At 67.4% G+C, this 14969-nt stretch carries 15 protein-coding genes, 1 tRNA gene and 1 riboswitch; of the genes, 9 read left to right on the top strand and 7 right to left on the bottom strand.

Features of this window, described 5'->3' with window-relative positions; all coding sequences use genetic code 11:
- Positions 1-109 precede the first annotated feature (109 nt).
- Complete coding sequence (rpoD, locus tag A3OM_RS0116360) at positions 110-2110, top strand: RNA polymerase sigma factor RpoD (protein ID WP_018044846.1); 2001 nt, start codon at positions 110-112, stop codon at positions 2108-2110.
- A 132-nt stretch (positions 2111-2242) separates the two neighbouring features.
- Here rpoD and A3OM_RS0116355 read toward each other — a convergent pair whose 3' ends face one another.
- On the bottom strand, positions 2243-2632 hold the full coding sequence (locus A3OM_RS0116355) for a hypothetical protein (RefSeq protein ID WP_018044845.1): 390 nt from the start codon (positions 2630-2632) through the stop codon (positions 2243-2245).
- Positions 2633-2796: 164 nt separating this feature from the next.
- On the opposite strand from A3OM_RS0116355, the gene A3OM_RS0116350 reads away from it, so the two are divergent.
- The 5 genes from A3OM_RS0116350 to A3OM_RS0116330 all read left to right on the top strand — a co-directional run bounded on the left by A3OM_RS0116350 (position 2797) and on the right by A3OM_RS0116330 (position 7189).
- Positions 2797-4047 (top strand): adenylate/guanylate cyclase domain-containing protein, encoded by a 1251-nt coding sequence (locus A3OM_RS0116350; RefSeq protein WP_018044844.1) that lies wholly within the window; start codon positions 2797-2799, stop codon positions 4045-4047.
- 65 nt (positions 4048-4112) lie between these two features.
- Positions 4113-4243: riboswitch (TPP riboswitch) on the top strand.
- A gap of 76 nt (positions 4244-4319) precedes the next feature.
- Positions 4320-5540, top strand: a complete 1221-nt coding sequence (thiO, locus tag A3OM_RS0116345) for a glycine oxidase ThiO (protein WP_081612747.1) — start codon at positions 4320-4322, stop codon at positions 5538-5540.
- Positions 5537-5749, top strand: a complete 213-nt coding sequence (thiS, locus tag A3OM_RS0116340; RefSeq protein ID WP_018044842.1) for a sulfur carrier protein ThiS — start codon at positions 5537-5539, stop codon at positions 5747-5749. Before thiO ends, thiS begins: the two co-directional genes overlap by 4 nt.
- Positions 5750-5765: 16 nt before the next feature.
- Positions 5766-6560: a thiazole synthase gene (locus A3OM_RS0116335; protein ID WP_018044841.1), complete on the top strand. Its 795-nt coding sequence runs from the start codon at positions 5766-5768 to the stop codon at positions 6558-6560.
- Positions 6557-7189 carry a thiamine phosphate synthase gene (locus A3OM_RS0116330; RefSeq protein WP_026176116.1) on the top strand — a complete coding sequence of 211 codons (633 nt, stop codon included), beginning with the start codon at positions 6557-6559 and terminating at the stop codon, positions 7187-7189. Before A3OM_RS0116335 ends, A3OM_RS0116330 begins: the two co-directional genes overlap by 4 nt.
- Positions 7190-7268: 79 nt before the next feature.
- On the opposite strand, the gene A3OM_RS0116325 is transcribed toward A3OM_RS0116330, so the two are convergent.
- The 6 genes from A3OM_RS0116325 to map form a co-directional block, all read right to left on the bottom strand.
- Positions 7269-8018: a peptidase gene (locus tag A3OM_RS0116325; RefSeq protein ID WP_018044839.1), complete on the bottom strand. Its 750-nt coding sequence runs from the start codon at positions 8016-8018 to the stop codon at positions 7269-7271.
- A 57-nt stretch (positions 8019-8075) separates the two neighbouring features.
- The gene (locus A3OM_RS0116320) at positions 8076-8903 is read right to left on the bottom strand and encodes a transglutaminase family protein (RefSeq protein ID WP_018044838.1); all 828 of its coding nucleotides are present in this window, start codon (positions 8901-8903) and stop codon (positions 8076-8078) included.
- A 36-nt stretch (positions 8904-8939) separates the two neighbouring features.
- A complete protein-coding gene (locus A3OM_RS0116315) occupies positions 8940-9884 on the bottom strand; it encodes an alpha-E domain-containing protein (protein WP_018044837.1) in 945 nt (314 codons plus the stop codon).
- 68 nt (positions 9885-9952) lie between these two features.
- The gene (locus tag A3OM_RS0116310) at positions 9953-11392 is read right to left on the bottom strand and encodes a circularly permuted type 2 ATP-grasp protein (protein WP_018044836.1); all 1440 of its coding nucleotides are present in this window, start codon (positions 11390-11392) and stop codon (positions 9953-9955) included.
- Positions 11393-11531: 139 nt separating this feature from the next.
- The gene (gene radC / locus A3OM_RS0116305; RefSeq protein ID WP_026176115.1) at positions 11532-12251 is read right to left on the bottom strand and encodes a DNA repair protein RadC; all 720 of its coding nucleotides are present in this window, start codon (positions 12249-12251) and stop codon (positions 11532-11534) included.
- Positions 12252-12277: 26 nt separating this feature from the next.
- Positions 12278-13108, bottom strand: coding sequence for a type I methionyl aminopeptidase (gene map / locus A3OM_RS0116300; RefSeq protein WP_018044834.1), 831 nt, complete (start codon positions 13106-13108; stop codon positions 12278-12280).
- Positions 13109-13320: 212 nt separating this feature from the next.
- On the opposite strand from map, the gene A3OM_RS0116295 reads away from it, so the two are divergent.
- The 3 genes from A3OM_RS0116295 (at position 13321) to A3OM_RS0116285 (ending at position 14949) form a co-directional block, all read left to right on the top strand.
- The gene (locus A3OM_RS0116295; protein ID WP_018044833.1) at positions 13321-13575 is read left to right on the top strand and encodes a zinc-finger domain-containing protein; all 255 of its coding nucleotides are present in this window, start codon (positions 13321-13323) and stop codon (positions 13573-13575) included.
- Positions 13576-13607: 32 nt separating this feature from the next.
- A complete protein-coding gene (locus A3OM_RS0116290; protein WP_018044832.1) occupies positions 13608-14825 on the top strand; it encodes an FAD-dependent monooxygenase in 1218 nt (405 codons plus the stop codon).
- Between the two features lie 37 nt (positions 14826-14862).
- Positions 14863-14949 (top strand) — tRNA-Leu (locus A3OM_RS0116285).
- Positions 14950-14969 lie beyond the last annotated feature (20 nt).

Genomic DNA, 14969 nt, shown 5'->3' with positions numbered 1-14969 from the left:
GACGCGGTCGCATCGTGCGCGCCGCACATCAAAGAGAATGGCGGCGTGGACGACGCGGAGTGAGCCGAACGCTCCCGCTCAACGCGACCAGGGCAACAATAGGCGGACCATGGCGACGAAGGCAACGGAACGGGACGAAACGGATGCTGCTCCTGAGCAACAGACGGACGGACCGCTCCTCGATCTGACCGATGCCTCGGTCAAGCGGATGGTGAAGCTCGCCAAGAAGCGCGGCTACATCACCTACGAGGAGATCAACGAGGTTCTGCCCGAGGGCCAGTCCGATCCGGACCAGCTCGAGGACGTGCTGTCGCAGCTCTCCGAGATGGGCATCAACGTCGTCGAGGCGGAAGAGACCGAGGATGCCGGTGGCGAGAAGCCGGCCAACGGCGAAGCCTCCGACGACGACGAGGCCGCCGAGGGGACGGAAGTCGCCGAGATCGCGCCGACCAAACCCCTCGCCGTGCGCGAGACCACGGCCAAGGAGCCCACCGACCGGACCGACGATCCGGTGCGGATGTACCTGCGCGAGATGGGCTCGGTGGAGCTTCTCTCCCGTGAGGGCGAAATCGCCATCGCCAAGCGCATCGAGGCCGGCCGCGAAGCCATGATCGCGGGCCTCTGCGAGAGCCCGCTGACGTTCCAGGCCATCATCATCTGGCGCGACGAGCTCGTCGACGGCCGCGTGCTCCTGCGCGACATCATCGATCTCGAAGCCACCTATGCCGGCCCGGACGCCAAGAACGCGCCGCAACTCACCGAGGGTGAGGACGGCGACGAGGCCGAGGCGGAGGCACCGATCCCCGCCGAGGGCGGCGACGACGAAGACGACATGGAGAACAACGTCTCGCTCGCGGCGATGGAAGCTGAGATCAAGCCGCGCGTTCTCGAGACGTTCGACAACATCGCCAACAACTACAAGAAACTGCGCAAGCTCCAGAACGAGCATGCCGACCTGAAGGCCGGCGGCGGCACGCAGACCTCCGCCCAGAGCCAGAAGCAGTCCGATTTCAAGGACACCGTCGTCGCCGACGTGAAGTCGCTGTCCCTGAACTCGAACCGCATCGAGGCGCTGGTCGAGCAGCTCTACGACATCAACAAGCGCCTCATCAGCCATGAGGGCCGCCTCATGCGCTATGCCGAGAGCCACGGCGTCGCCCGCGACGAGTTCCTGCGCCACTACCAGGGCTGGGAGCTCGATCCGAACTGGATGGAGCGTGTCGGCAAGCTCGGCGGCAAGGGCTGGAAGAACCTCGTCGAGAAGGGCGCCAAGCAGGTCGCCGACCTGCGCGAGCAGATCCTGACGCTCGCCTCCGAGACCGGTCTCGAGATCGGCGAGTACCGCAAGATCGTCAACATGGTCCAGAAGGGCGAGCGCGAAGCCCGTCAGGCCAAGAAGGAGATGATCGAGGCCAATCTCCGCCTCGTGATCTCCATCGCCAAGAAATACACCAACCGCGGCCTGCAGTTCCTGGACCTGATCCAGGAGGGCAATATCGGCCTGATGAAGGCCGTCGATAAGTTCGAGTATCGCCGGGGCTACAAGTTCTCGACCTACGCGACCTGGTGGATCCGGCAGGCGATTACCCGCTCCATCGCCGATCAGGCGCGCACCATCCGCATTCCTGTGCACATGATCGAGACGATCAACAAGATCGTCCGGACATCGCGCCAGATGCTGCATGAAATCGGCCGCGAGCCGACTCCCGAGGAGCTGGCCGAGAAGCTGGCCATGCCTCTGGAGAAGGTCCGAAAGGTCCTGAAGATCGCCAAGGAGCCGATCTCCCTCGAAACGCCCATCGGCGACGAGGAGGATTCGCATCTCGGCGATTTCATCGAGGACAAGAACGTCGTTCTGCCGATCGATGCGGCGATCCAGTCGAACCTGCGCGAGACCACCACTCGCGTGCTGGCCTCGCTGACGCCGCGCGAGGAGCGCGTGCTGCGGATGCGCTTCGGCATCGGCATGAACACCGACCACACCCTCGAAGAGGTCGGTCAGCAATTCTCGGTGACCCGCGAGCGTATCCGCCAGATCGAGGCGAAGGCGCTGCGCAAGCTCAAGCACCCGAGCCGTTCGCGCAAGCTGCGGAGCTTCCTCGACAATTGAGGGCGGACCGGCCCTCTCCTTCGTGACGAGGGACTGTCTATCTGAAACGACAATGGCGCACCGAAGGGTGCGCCATTGTCGTTTCAGCTCACGTCTTCACGCCAGGGGAGGCTACACGTCGCCCCCGATCCCTCATTGGTTCCCTGCCCGGGCCGGATCGAAGCCGCGCTTGCGCGAATAGATGCTTTCGGCGTCGGGCATGACGGCGCCCGCCACGGGGGTCACGCGCCCGGCGACGCGCTGCTTCTGTCGAGACCCATCCGTCCTGCAACCCGTGCAGAGAGAGGCGATGGCCCGTTCCCCGCGACGGGCGATCCGCTCGTTGAAGACCGTCTGACGCCGGCTGCTGGCTTCGTTGGACTCCGAAAAGCTCGACGTCGTCGGAATGCCGGCTTCGTCCCGCGATGCGGGGGGAGCCTGCACGGGTGTGTTGGCGGCGGGAAGCAGGACGGGACCGGCCTGCGCGGCCCCGGCAAGCGCCATGGCGATCACGAGGGCGACGGCACGGGGTGAGATAGGCATGGGTGGTTCCGATGACGGGGGATAGAATCTCGGCGTCATGATGAGCCGGTATTGGTCATTTTCACCTTATCATGGCACCAATGGGACGATATTGACCGTCGGACCTGGTGACTAACGTGGCGGCACCCGTTGCCGCCCGCGCCCCTCCGACCCACTTTGGCATCATGCTCGATCTTGGCCCGCCTCATCCCTCGCCGACTGCCGAAGCGGATGGGTCGGAGGCGAACGACGTGCCGTTCGGGTCCCTGCAGGAATGTGTCGCCCTGAGGGATTGGCTCCTGATCGAAGGGGCGCGCCTGCCGCAGGCGGACGACCTCCTGGCGGGGATGTCCGAGCGGCTGATCGCCCTCGGCGTTCCCGTCCACCGGGCATCCACCGCCATCGACACGCTTCATTCCGAGTATTCCGGGGTCGGTCGATTCTGGACCCCCGAGAGCGGATCGACCGTGCGCCTGTTTCCGCACGGGGAAGCGTCCGACAAGGCGTATCACGACAGTCCGTTCTTCACCGTTCATGAGACCGGCGAATGGCTGATGGTCGACCTGAACGACGCGGATGATCTGCGATACTCGATCATCGGCGATCTCAAGGCTGGGGGCTACACGCATTACATCGTGGCGCCGCTGTTCTTCACCAACGGCTCGCGTAACGGCATCACCTTCGCGACCCGCGCCCCGGACGGATTCCGCGATGAGGACATCGCCATACTTCGGTTCGTCATGCCGACCCTGGCTGCGGTGATGGAGATGCGGATCGTCAACAAGACGCTGGATCAGGTCCTGCGCATCTATGTGGGCGACGAGCCGCACCGGGCGATCCTGTCCGGCGACATCCGTCGCGGGCAGGTCAAGCGCATCCGCTCGGCCATCCTGTTCGCCGACATGCGAGACTACACCCAGATCTCCGCCGACATGACGCCCGAGGAAGCCGTCGACCTCCTCAACATCTTCTTCGATTGCCTGGTGCCGGCGGTGGAGCGGGAGGGCGGCGAGGTTCTGAAATATCTCGGCGACGGGCTGCTGGCGATCTTCCGCGAGCGCGGCGACGATCTCGGCGGAGCCGCCAAGGGCGCGCTCATCGCCGCCCGTTCCGCCCTCTCCGCCCTCGACGAGGCGAATGCCACCGGGCGTTTCGCGCAGCCCGTCGTTGCCGGCATCGCGCTCCACCACGGGGAGGCGGCCTACGGCAATGTCGGCTCCGGCGCGCGCCTCGACTTCACCGTCATCGGCCGCGACGTGAATCTGGCGAGCCGCCTCGCACGCCTGAACAAGGTCCTCGGCGAACCGCTCCTCATGTCGAAGCCCTTCGTCGATTTCCTCTGGGACGAATCGGAATCCCTCGGCGAGCACGCGCTCGACGGGTTCGCCGAATCGATGGGCGTCTACCGGCCGGGGCGGACACCGGCGGCACTCTGACACCGGCTGGCATATCAAACGGCGTCGGCGGGGATTGACCGGAGCGTGGTCCTTGCCCACATCTGGGATGTTCCAGGGAGATCCCCGTCAAGGGGCTGAGAAACCGATGAGCGTGGACCTCGTGTTCGCGCGGCGCGGAAATCCTTCGAACCTGAACCGGCTCATACCGGCGTAGGGATTGGACCGTGGGTTTTCTGTTCAAGGAAGCCCGGCACGCTTCGGATCGGAAGCTGAAGGACACCAATCTCTGCGGATCATCGCGGAGGTTTCCCTTGGACGTCTCAGCCACCCCGAATACCCTATCGCGCCGGTCCACCGGTCTCGTCGTCGACGGCAACGCACTGCCCGCGCGAAGCGACGTCGTGATCGTCGGCGCCGGTTTGATCGGCCTGTCCGCGGCATGGCGCCTGGCTCGGGCGGGTCTCACCGTCACGGTGATCGAGCGTGACACCGTGGGCGCCGGGGCGAGTCTCGCGGCCACGGGGATGCTCGCGCCTGCGGCGGAACACGAGCCGGGCTCCGATCCGCTGCTTCCCCTGGCCCTCATGAGCTTGGCGCGCTGGCCGGGCTTTCGCGATGAACTCCAGGCCGCCTCCGGTATCGGCATCGATTACCGGGAGGAGGGAACCCTCGTCCTCGCCATCGGCCGCGACGAGGTGGACCGCCTGCGCTTTCGGCACGACCTCCAGATCCGCTCCGGCCTCACCGCCCGCTGGCTGTCGGGGACGGAAGTCCGTGCCCGTGAGCCGGCCCTTCGCCCTTCGGTCACCGCCGGCCTGTTCTGCGCGGAGGATCATCAGGTCGACCCGCCCCTCGTCATGGCGGCGCTCACCCGCGCGGCCCAGGCGGCCGGAGTGACCATCGTCGAGCGATGTCCGGCGGAAGCGCTGGATTGGGAGGGGGGGCGCGTCCGGGGCGTCGCGACGCCGCGCGGAACCGCATCGGCCGGGACCGTGATTCTCGCGGCGGGCGCATGGAGCGGGGAGGCCGGCCTCCTGCCGGAGGACCTCGCCCTGCCGGTTCGGCCGATCCGCGGCCAGTCGCTGGCGCTGAAGACCACGGCCCGGACGGGCAATCTCTCGCACATGGTGTGGACCGAACAGGTCCACATGGCCCCGAAGGCCGATGGCCATCTCATCGTGGGGGCCACGGTGGAGGATTGCGGCTTCGTTCCGGGCGTCACCGCCGGCGGTCTCTACGCGCTCCTCGAAGGGGCGCGACGTGTCTTGCCCGGCATCGAGGAGATGGAAGTCGAGGCGGTCTGGAGCGGGTTCCGGCCGACCTCGGACGACGATGCGCCGATCATCGACACCCTGGCGCCCGGCCTCGTGGCGGCCACCGGCCATCACCGCAACGGATACCTTCTGGCTCCCGCCACGGCCGACGCCGTCTGTGCCCTTCTCACCACCGGCGCACTGCCCGATTTCGCGCGCGGCTTCGGTCTCGCCCGGTTCCGGCGGCCCGCGCGGGCCGAGAGGAGGGCTTTCGCATGAGGCTCACCATCAACGGGCACCCGCGCGAGGTCGAGGCGGCGGACCTGTGGGCCCTCTTCCGGGTCGAGGCGGAGGAGACGGGGATCGAGAGCCCGCAGGGCATCGCCATCGCGCTGAACGGCACCGTCATCCGCCGTCGCGACTGGGAGACGACCCCGGTGGCCGAGGGCGACAAGGTCGAGATCGTGCGCGCCATGCAGGGCGGATAGTCGAGGGATCGGGATCATGAACGGACATACGATCGAAGCCGCTGCCGACGACGCGCTGGTCATCGCCGGCGTGAGCTTGGGCTCCCGCCTCTTCATCGGCACGGCGGGATATCCCACGCAGAGCATCATGGTCGATGCGGTGGAAGCCTCCGGGGCGGAGGTCGTCACCGCCTCCATCCGTCGCGTTTCCCTCCAGGGCCATGGCTCGGATACGGTGCGGCGCCTGAAGGGGTATCGCTTCCTGCCCAACACCGCCGGCTGCGAGACCGCCCGCGACGCGATCATGACAGCCGAACTGGCCCGCGAGGCCCTCGACACCAACTGGATCAAGGTCGAGGTCATCGGCGACCGCGAAACGCTCTATCCGGACGTGGCCGAGTTGCTGGAAGCCTGTCGCCACCTCGTCGATGACGGGTTCGTCGTGCTGCCCTATTGCAACGACGATCCCGTCGTGTGCCAGCGGCTCGCCGATATCGGCTGCGCGGCGGTGATGCCGATGGGGTCGCTCATCGGGTCGGGGATGGGGGTCGCCAACCCCGCCAATCTCGAATTGATCTGTCGCCGCGCCAGCGTGCCGGTCATCGTGGATGCGGGGATCGGCACCGCCTCCGACGCGGTCGTGGCCATGGAACTCGGCGCCGCCGGCTGCCTCCTCAACACTGCCGTCGCCAAGGCCGACGACCCCGTCCGCATGGCCCGCGCCATGCGCCACGCCGTCGAAGCCGGCCGGCTCGCCCATCTCGCCGGCCGCATCCCCAAGCGGGGACGCGCCGAACCGTCGAGCCCACAGCTCGGACTCGTCGGTTCGTGACGCGTAACCCGTCGGGGCTCCTTCTGGTCACCGACCGGGCCGGGAGCCCGATGGGCTTGGTCGGGAGGATCGAGGCGGCGCTGGCGGGTGGGGCCCGCTGGATCTGGTTCAGGGACCGCGACCTCGACGCAGTCTCACGCCGTGTCCTCGCCGAAGAGCTGATGGGGCCGGTGCGGGAGGTGGGGGCAGGGCTCATCGTCGGGGGGGATGTGGCCCTCGCCCGCGCCATCGGTGCCGATGGGGTGCATCTCGGCGGAGGGGCAATGCCCCCGGACATCGCGGCGGCACGGCGGGATCTTCCGCCCGGATGCCTTCTCGGAATCTCGGCCCATTCACCCGTGGAGGTGATCCGGGCCGCCGAAGCGGGCGTGGATTACGCCACCCTCAGCCCCATCTTCGCGACCCGAAGCAAGCCGGGATATGGGCCGGCCCTCGGCCCGGACGTCTTGGAGCGCGGTCCCGGACCGACAATTCCGGTCTTCGCCCTCGGAGGCGTCACGCCGGCGAATGCGGGAGCGTGCCGCGACGCCGGGTTTTCCGGAATCGCCGTCATGGGCGGGGTCATGGTGGCGGCGGATTCACGAGCGGCGGTGCGCGCCTATCTCGATGCCTGGGAGATCCGGAGCTGAGCAGGCCTCGCAAAGAAGCTCGCCGGTCCCGCGGTACTGGAACCGGCGAACTCCTGGGATTTGTACGAAGCGAACGGGCTCAGTGCCCAGCGGGGCCGTAAGGGGGGCGTGGGATGGCCCGGTGCGCTGCGCGCAGGGCCGCGGACCAACGCTCGCGCAGATCGTGGAAGTAGGATTCTCCCGCCTCGATCCGATGGCTCACTTCGAGGTCGAGCGCATTGCGACGGGCCACGGCGATATCGATGGGCAAACCCACGCCGAGATTCGACCGCATGGTCGAATCCATGGAGACGAGGCTCACTTTCAGGGCATCGTAGAGGTCGGTCTCGAACTTCACGGCCCGATCGAGGATGGGTTTGCCGTATTTGTGCTCACCGATCTGCAGGAACGGCGCATCGGTGCTGCACTCGATGAAATTGCCCGCCGAATAGATCAGGAACAGACGCATGGGCTCGTTGCCGATCTGACCGCCGAATAGCAGCGAGATCGAGAACCGGAGATTGGCCGCCTCGAACCCGGCCTTCTCGATGGCGCGGACGCGACGGATCGCCTTGCCGATGAGCTGGGCGGCCTGGAACATCGTCGTGGTTTCGGTGAGCTTCAGCGTCGGCTCACCGTCGTCGCCGGCAACACCCTCGGCGAGCATGCTGAGCACCGATTGGGTCACGGAGAGGTTGCCGGCCGATGCCAGCATCATCACGCGCTCGCCGGGGACGTTGAAGTGATGCAGCTTGCGGTAGGTCGAGATGTCGTCGAGGCCCGCATTGGTGCGGGTATCGGCAACCATCACGAGCCCTTCCTCGACAAGGAGCCCGACGCAATAGGTCATGATACCGATACCCCTGATGGCCCGAGATTCTCAGGCCATTCCTGATGCTGTGACGGGCTAGACCTGGACGGTCGCCTGAGCCTGTTCGACGCGAAGCTTTACTTCGAGTGTTTCAGTCCCGCCACCCATCCGGCTGCCTCTGATCGGGGCCGCACCCAAATAATCCAGCCCGATGGCGACGCGGATATGCGCCTCCGTCGTAGCGATACCATTGGCCGGGTCGAAACCGACCCATCCCAGACCGGGCACCAGAGCTTCCGCCCAAGCATGCCCCGATCCCTGGTCCTCCTCGCTGTCGGCGTGGAAGAAATAGCCGGAGACGTAGCGGGCGGGAATCTCCAGATGCCGCGCTGCGGCGATGAAAATATGGGCAAGATCCTGGCAGACGCCCTTTCCGGCGGCGAAGGATTGCGCGGCGGTGGTGCTGGCGCTGGCCGGACCCGGCTCGAAGGCGACCGTGTCGAAGACGGCGGCGAGGAGACGGTGAAGGCAGGGAAGAACCGAGGAATCACCCTCGTCGACCACGCTCTTGGCGAAAGCCTGAAGCTCGCCATTGGCCGTCGCGAGATCGGAATCGCGCAGGTAGAACACGTCGGGCAGGCGTTCCACGGTGCCGCGGACGATGCCGTGCATCTCGTTGGTGTCGACTTCGCCGGTCACCCGGATCGTCAGGGCGTCGGCCGGCTCGTCGGCCGTGAACCAGTGGGTGACGTTGCCGAATCCGTCCTCGCGCTCGCTGATCCGCCCATCCACCGAGGGCTCGATCCGCCAGCGGCGGACATATTGCCCGTCATGGTCGCGCGGTCGAAGGCGGAGGAGCTGGATGAGACCCCGTGCCGGCTGCTCGTAGGTGTAGTTGGTCTCATGGAAGACGCGGATGCGCATGGACGTCTCTTGTAGAACTCGGGATTCGACGGAACCCTACACCAGATATTGCTCGATGACCGCCGCGCCGAGACGATTGTTCTCGACGATGAAGGCCGTCACGAACTCGTGCAGACCCGACCGGAACACCCGGTCGATGTTCTCGCCTTCCAGGCGTGCGAGGGTGTTGCTCGCCAGGCGCTGGCTCGCGCCGCGGCGGCCATAGGCGTCGGCGATGAGATCGAGATGCTCCACCAGCATGCCGTAGCAATTGGTCAGGGAGCGCGGCATCTGCCGGTTGAGGATCAGCAGGTCGGCCACCAGCAGCGGTTTGACGCTCTCGCGATAGACCCAGTGATAGGCGTTGAAGGCCGAGACCTCGCGCAGGATCGTGGTCCACTGGAAATAATCGAGGCTGCCGCCGACCTTCTCCGTGGCCGGCAGCAGGATGCGATATTTCACGTCGAGAATGCGGGCGGTGTTGTCGGCCCGCTCGATGGCGGTGCCGAGCCGCGTGAACCAGTAGGCGTCGTTGCGCAGCATGGTGCGGTAGGCCGAGCCGTCGAAGGCGAGGGACACGCCCTTCACCCATTCGAGGAAGCGGCTGAACTCGTCGCGATTGAGGTCGCGGCCTTCGTAGTTCCGCAGTTCGAGCCAGGCACCGTTGATCGCGTCCCACATCTCCGTGGTCAGGGCGGTGCGGACGGAGCGGGCATTCTCGCGCGCGGTCTCGATGCAGGAGCGGATCGAGGACGGGTTGTGGGGCGAGAAGGCCAGGAAGTTGCACACCGTCGCTTCGTTGACGCTGTCATAGAGCGGCTTGAACACCTCCGGGTCGCCCGCGGAGGCCAGGGCCGACGCCCACTCGTTGGTCTCGCCGCCACCATAGCTCGAGGGGAGGGCGGCGAGCCGATGGGCCGCATCGAGGATGCGGGCGACGAACTCGGCCCGCTCGGCGTAGCGCGAGAGCCAGTACAGATTGTCGGCGGTCCGGGACAGCATGGGCTTCCGTTAAGGCGATGGGCGAGAAAACGATCCACCCCGCTTCCGGGGTGGGCTTTGGCGTAGCGTCAGGCGTCCAGCACCCAGGTATCCTTGGTGCCCCCGCCCTGGCTGGAATTGACGACGAGCGACCCTTCCTTCAGGGCGACGCGGGTCAGGCCGCCCGGAACGATCCGGATCTCGTCGGAGCCGCATAGCACGAAGGGCCGCAGATCGACGTGGCGCGGCGCGACGCCGGACGCGACGAAGGTCGGGCAGGTGGACAGCGCCAGGGTCGGCTGGGCGATGAACCCGTCCGGCGCGTGGCGCAGCTTGCGGCTGAAATCCTCGATCTCCCGCTTGGTGGCGTGCGGGCCCACCAGCATGCCGTAGCCGCCCGATCCGTTGACTTCCTTCACGACGAGGTCGGCGAGGTTGTCCATCACGTAGGAGAAGGCCTCCTTCTCGCGGCAGCGATAGGTCGGCACGTTGTGCAGGATCGGCTCCTCGCCGGTGAAGAACTTCACGATCTCCGGCATGTAGCTGTAGACGGCCTTGTCGTCGGCGATGCCGGTGCCGACCGCGTTGGCGAGGGTCACGGTGCCGCGCTCGTAGGCGTTCATCAGGCCGGGCACGCCGAGCACCGAATCGGGCCGGAACACCAGGGGGTCGAGGAAGTCGTCGTCGAGGCGGCGATAGATCACGTCGACCCGGCGCGGGCCTTCCGTGGTGCGCATGTAGACCACGTCGTCCTTGGTGAAGAGATCGGAGGCCTCCACCAGATCGACGCCGAGCTTGTCGGCCAGGAACGAGTGTTCGTAGAACGCGGAATTGTAGCGTCCCGGGGTGAGCAGCACGACGGAGGGGTCGCGCGTCGCCGTCTGCGGGGCGAGACTGCGCAGGGTGGCCAGGAGCGCGTCGGGATAGTTCTCCACCGGCGCCACGCGATGGCGCGAGAACAGTTCCGGGAAGAGCCGCAGCATCACCTCCCGGTTCTCCAGCATGTAGGAGACGCCGGACGGCGTGCGGGCATTGTCCTCCAGCACGAAGAAGTCGTTCTCGCCGGTGCGGACGATGTCGATGCCGGCGATGTGGACGTAGAGGTCGTGCGGGACTTTGAAGGCCCGCATCTCCATCCGGTAATGCGGGTTGCGATAGACCAGATCGGCTGGAATGATTCCGGCCTTGATGCATTCCTGGGCGCCATAGATGTCGCTGAGGAAGGCATTGATCGCGGTGACGCGCTGCTTCAGCCCCCGCTCGAGGAAGCTCCATTCCGGCTTCGTGATCACCCGTGGGATGATGTCGAAGGGAATCAGCCGCTCGGTGGATTCGTTGGCGCCGTAGACGGCGAAGGTGATGCCGATGCGCCGGAACAGCATCTCGGCCTGGCTGCGCCGCGTGTTGAAGTGCTCGGGCGGCGTCGTCTCGAGCCACGATTTCAGGCTGTCATAGGCTTCGCGAACCGAGGCATCGCCCAGGGCGGCTCCCGGTATCCCATTCATTTCGTCGAACGCAGCGAGCGCCATTCGCGCCTCCCCTTTTATCCCGGCGTCTTCGCAAGAGGCGCGCCACCGGGACGATGTGCGCTTCGCAGCAGACCGATGGTGTCGTCCGATCGCCGCGAAGCGAACGATCCGCCGCGATCCGATCGTCAGAGTAGCACGTTCACATCAGCTTCAACCCCTTCAGGCTCGCGTGTCCATCCCGGCCGAGGATGACGTGGTCGTGGACGACGATCCCCAGCGGGTCGAGGATCGCCACGATCTCCCGCGTCATCCTGATGTCGGCCGCCGAGGGCGCCGGATCGCCGGAAGGGTGGTTGTGCGCGAGGATGATGGCGGTGGCCGAGAGTTCGAGGGCGCGTCGGGCCACCTCCCTCGGATAGACCGGGGTGTGATCGACGGTGCCGCGTCCCTGGACCTCGTCGGCGATGAGGTGGTTGCGCTTGTCGAGGAACAGCACGCGGAACTGCTCGCGCGGCGAGAACGCCATGGTGGCCCGGCAATATTCGAGGAGCGCCGCCCAGGAGGAGAGCAGGGGCCGCGCGGCGATGGCGCCCCGCGCCAGGCGATGGCCCGCCGCCTCGATGAGCTTGAGATCGGCGACGACGCCCTGGCTGACGCCTTCCACCTCCGCGAGGCGGTTCGGCTCCGCGCTCACCACTTCGGCGAAACTGCCGAAGCGGCGGATCAGGGCCTTGGCCAGGGGCTTCACGTCCCGTCGCGGGATGGCGCGGAAGAGGACGAGTTCGAGGAGTTCGTAATCCGGCAGGGCATCCGCCCCGGCCTGGGCGAAGCGCGCCCGCAGCCGGTCGCGGTGCCCGAGATAATGGGGGGCGTCCGGGGCCGCCTCGCCGGCGGGCGCTTCGAGGGGGAGGCGCGGCATCGTCTTGCCTCCGGATCCCGGCATCGTCAGGCGGAGGGGGCGATCGGCTGATGCAGGCCCTTGGGCGAGAACGTGAAGACCTCGACCCCCGTCTCCGTCACCGCCACCGTGTGCTCGAACTGCGCCGAGAGCGAGCGATCCCGCGTCACGGCGGTCCAGCCGTCGGAGAGCACCTTCACCGCCGGGCGGCCGAGATTGATCATGGGCTCGACCGTGAAGAACTGCCCCGGCTCGAAGGCCACGTCGTAGCTCGGCTCGACATAGTGCAGGATGGTCGGCGCATCGTGATAGATGCGCCCGAGGCCGTGCCCGCAGAAATCGCGCACCACGGAGCAGCGCTCGGCTTCGGCATAGGCCTGGATCGCACGGCCGATATCCGTGGTGGAGCCGCCCGGCTTGATCGCGGCGATGCCCCGCATGAGGCATTCGTGGGTGATCTCGCACAGGCGTGCCGCCTTGCGCGGCACTTCGCCGACATAGGCCATGCGGCTGCTGTCGCCGTGCCAGCCGTCGACGATGAGGCAGATGTCGAGATTGACGATGTCGCCGTCGCGCAGGGGCTTGTCGTTGGGGATGCCGTGGCAGACCACGTGGTTGATCGAGGTGCAGATCGACTTCGGGTAGCCGCGATAGAGCAGCGATGCCGGGTAGGCGCCGTTGTCCATGGCGAATTCGTAGGCGAGGCGGTCCAGCGCCTCCGTGGTCACGCCGGGGGCGGTGGCCTCCATCAGCACGTCGAGGGCCTCCGCCGTGAGGCGGCCGGCCTTGCGCATGCCCTCGAACCCTTCGGGACCGTGAATCGGCGGCCGAGGCGCGCGGCGACCGCCTTCGACGACGGCCTGTTCGTTCTGGGTCATGGGGAACGTGGTTTCGTAAGAGCGGCTGAGAGACATCCCTCTCTAAGGCGGCATGCGCGGGAGGCCAAGCCTCGACGAGGCGGGCTTTTTGCTGGGCTTGGGGAATCCTCGGCGCTAGGCTTGAGGGCGACGAGCGGGTAGAGAATGGCCCGGACGGAGCAATGGTGCCCGGGCGGGGCTCGGCCCCGGCGGGACGGAGGCAGGATCGGGCGATGGCTGACAAGGCGGTGCCGCATTTCCACAACGACCTCGGAGTTGCCCTGATCGAAGTGGGCTCCAAGGAGTTCATGTGCATCGGCGCCAAGCCGCCCTTCGATCATCCGCATGTCTTCCTCGACATGGGGACCGACGACGAGATCATCTGCCAGTATTGCTCGACGCTCTACCGCTACCGCCCCGGCCTGAAGGCCGGCACGGCCGATCCGGCCGCCGCCGTCTGGGACGACAACGGCGCGAAGGCCGCCTGATCGCACACGATTCGCGAGGGCGAGATCCGCAGGTGTCCGACGGTTCCCATGGGTCCCGAGCCCCTCACACCGCCTCCGGCCTCGCCGTCGCCATCGTCGGCGCGGGCATAGGAGGCCTGACGGCCGCCCTCGCCCTCGATGCCGCCGGGCATGAGGTGACGCTCGTCGAGCGCCGGACCGGGTTCAGCGAGGTCGGCGCCGGCCTGCAGCTCTCCCCGAATGCCAGCCGCGTGCTGATCTCCCTCGGCCTCGGCGCCGCCCTGCGCCGGGCGGCGAGCGAGCCGCCACGGGTGGTGGTGCGTGCCCTCGGGTCGGGGCGCGAGATCGGCGGCGTCGAACTCGGGGCCGAACTGCGCGGCCGCCACGGCGCGCCCTATTACGTCATCCACAGGGCCGACCTGCAGACGCTCCTGCTCGATGCCGTGCGCAGCCGGCCGGGAATCCGCCTGATGATGGGGCGGGACGTCAGGGGGCTCGCCGAATCGGACACCTCCGTCGAACTGACCCTGGAAAGCGGCCAGGGCTCGCGATCCGAGACGCTGACCGTGGACCTCGTGGTGGGGGCCGACGGCGTGCGCTCCACCTTGCGCGGCCATTTCGACGGCCGGCGGTTGCGGTCCTGCGGCGAGGCCGCCTGGCGCGCCACGATCCCGCGCGATGCCGCGCCACCGGAATTGCAGGGCGACGAGACCGGCCTGTGGCTCGGGCGCCGCCGGCACGTGGTGCATTACCCGATCCAGGGCGGGCGGAGCATCAACATCGTGGCCGTGGTGCCCGAACGCCTCGGCAGCGAGGATTGGGGCCAGCTCGGCGAACCCGCCGTCCTGCGCGCGCAGTTCCCGGACGCGACCCCGGTTCTGGCCGAACTCCTGACCGCGCCGGATTCCTGGCTGGTCTGGTCGCTGGTCGACCGGCCGACGGCGCGGCCCATGGCGCGGGGCCGGGTGGCCCTCATCGGGGACGCGGCCCATCCGGTCCTGCCGTTCCTGGCGCAGGGGGCGGCGCTGGCCATCGAGGACGCCGCCGTCTTCGCCCTGACCCTGCGGGCCGACGACGTGGCGGCGTCGCTGGCGGCCTATGCCGGCTTGCGCGCCCCCCGCACCCGGCGCGTGCAATCGGCCGCGCGTGGCAACGGCCGGACCTACCATGCGGGCGGGCTCGTCGGTTTTGCCCGCAACCTCGTCATGCGCCGCCTCGGCCCCGCCGGGATGGGCCGCCGCTACGACTGGCTCTACGGTTGGGCGCCTTGATCTCGGAGCCTCGCCTCGTTACCGCTGATCCCGCAATGCGGACGTGGCGAAACCGGTAGACGCACGAGACTTAAAATCTTGCGGCTGAAAGGCTGTGCGGGTTCGAGTCCCGCCGTCCGCACCATCGCCCGCACCGAACCGCGA

It is taken from the genome of Methylobacterium sp. 88A (assembly GCF_000376345.1).
In the GTDB taxonomy this organism is placed as follows: domain Bacteria; phylum Pseudomonadota; class Alphaproteobacteria; order Rhizobiales; family Beijerinckiaceae; genus Methylobacterium; species Methylobacterium bullatum.
The sequence above is the reverse complement of the archived record's forward strand: the minus strand, read 5'-3'. Positions and strand labels throughout refer to the sequence as shown.

What these genes read in the sequence shown, in the direction of transcription:
- rpoD (WP_018044846.1), top strand. Translation starts at nt 110, where the DNA reads ATGGCGACGAAGGCAACGGAACGGGACGAAACGGATGCTGCTCCTGAG.
- A3OM_RS0116355 (WP_018044845.1), bottom strand. Translation starts at nt 2,632, where the DNA reads ATGCCTATCTCACCCCGTGCCGTCGCCCTCGTGATCGCCATGGCGCTT.
- A3OM_RS0116350 (WP_018044844.1), top strand. Translation starts at nt 2,797, where the DNA reads ATGCTCGATCTTGGCCCGCCTCATCCCTCGCCGACTGCCGAAGCGGAT.
- thiS (WP_018044842.1), top strand. Translation starts at nt 5,537, where the DNA reads ATGAGGCTCACCATCAACGGGCACCCGCGCGAGGTCGAGGCGGCGGAC.
- A3OM_RS0116335 (WP_018044841.1), top strand. Translation starts at nt 5,766, where the DNA reads ATGAACGGACATACGATCGAAGCCGCTGCCGACGACGCGCTGGTCATC.
- A3OM_RS0116325 (WP_018044839.1), bottom strand. Translation starts at nt 8,018, where the DNA reads ATGACCTATTGCGTCGGGCTCCTTGTCGAGGAAGGGCTCGTGATGGTT.
- A3OM_RS0116320 (WP_018044838.1), bottom strand. Translation starts at nt 8,903, where the DNA reads ATGCGCATCCGCGTCTTCCATGAGACCAACTACACCTACGAGCAGCCG.
- A3OM_RS0116315 (WP_018044837.1), bottom strand. Translation starts at nt 9,884, where the DNA reads ATGCTGTCCCGGACCGCCGACAATCTGTACTGGCTCTCGCGCTACGCC.
- A3OM_RS0116310 (WP_018044836.1), bottom strand. Translation starts at nt 11,392, where the DNA reads ATGGCGCTCGCTGCGTTCGACGAAATGAATGGGATACCGGGAGCCGCC.
- radC (WP_026176115.1), bottom strand. Translation starts at nt 12,251, where the DNA reads ATGCCGCGCCTCCCCCTCGAAGCGCCCGCCGGCGAGGCGGCCCCGGAC.
- map (WP_018044834.1), bottom strand. Translation starts at nt 13,108, where the DNA reads ATGACCCAGAACGAACAGGCCGTCGTCGAAGGCGGTCGCCGCGCGCCT.
- A3OM_RS0116295 (WP_018044833.1), top strand. Translation starts at nt 13,321, where the DNA reads ATGGCTGACAAGGCGGTGCCGCATTTCCACAACGACCTCGGAGTTGCC.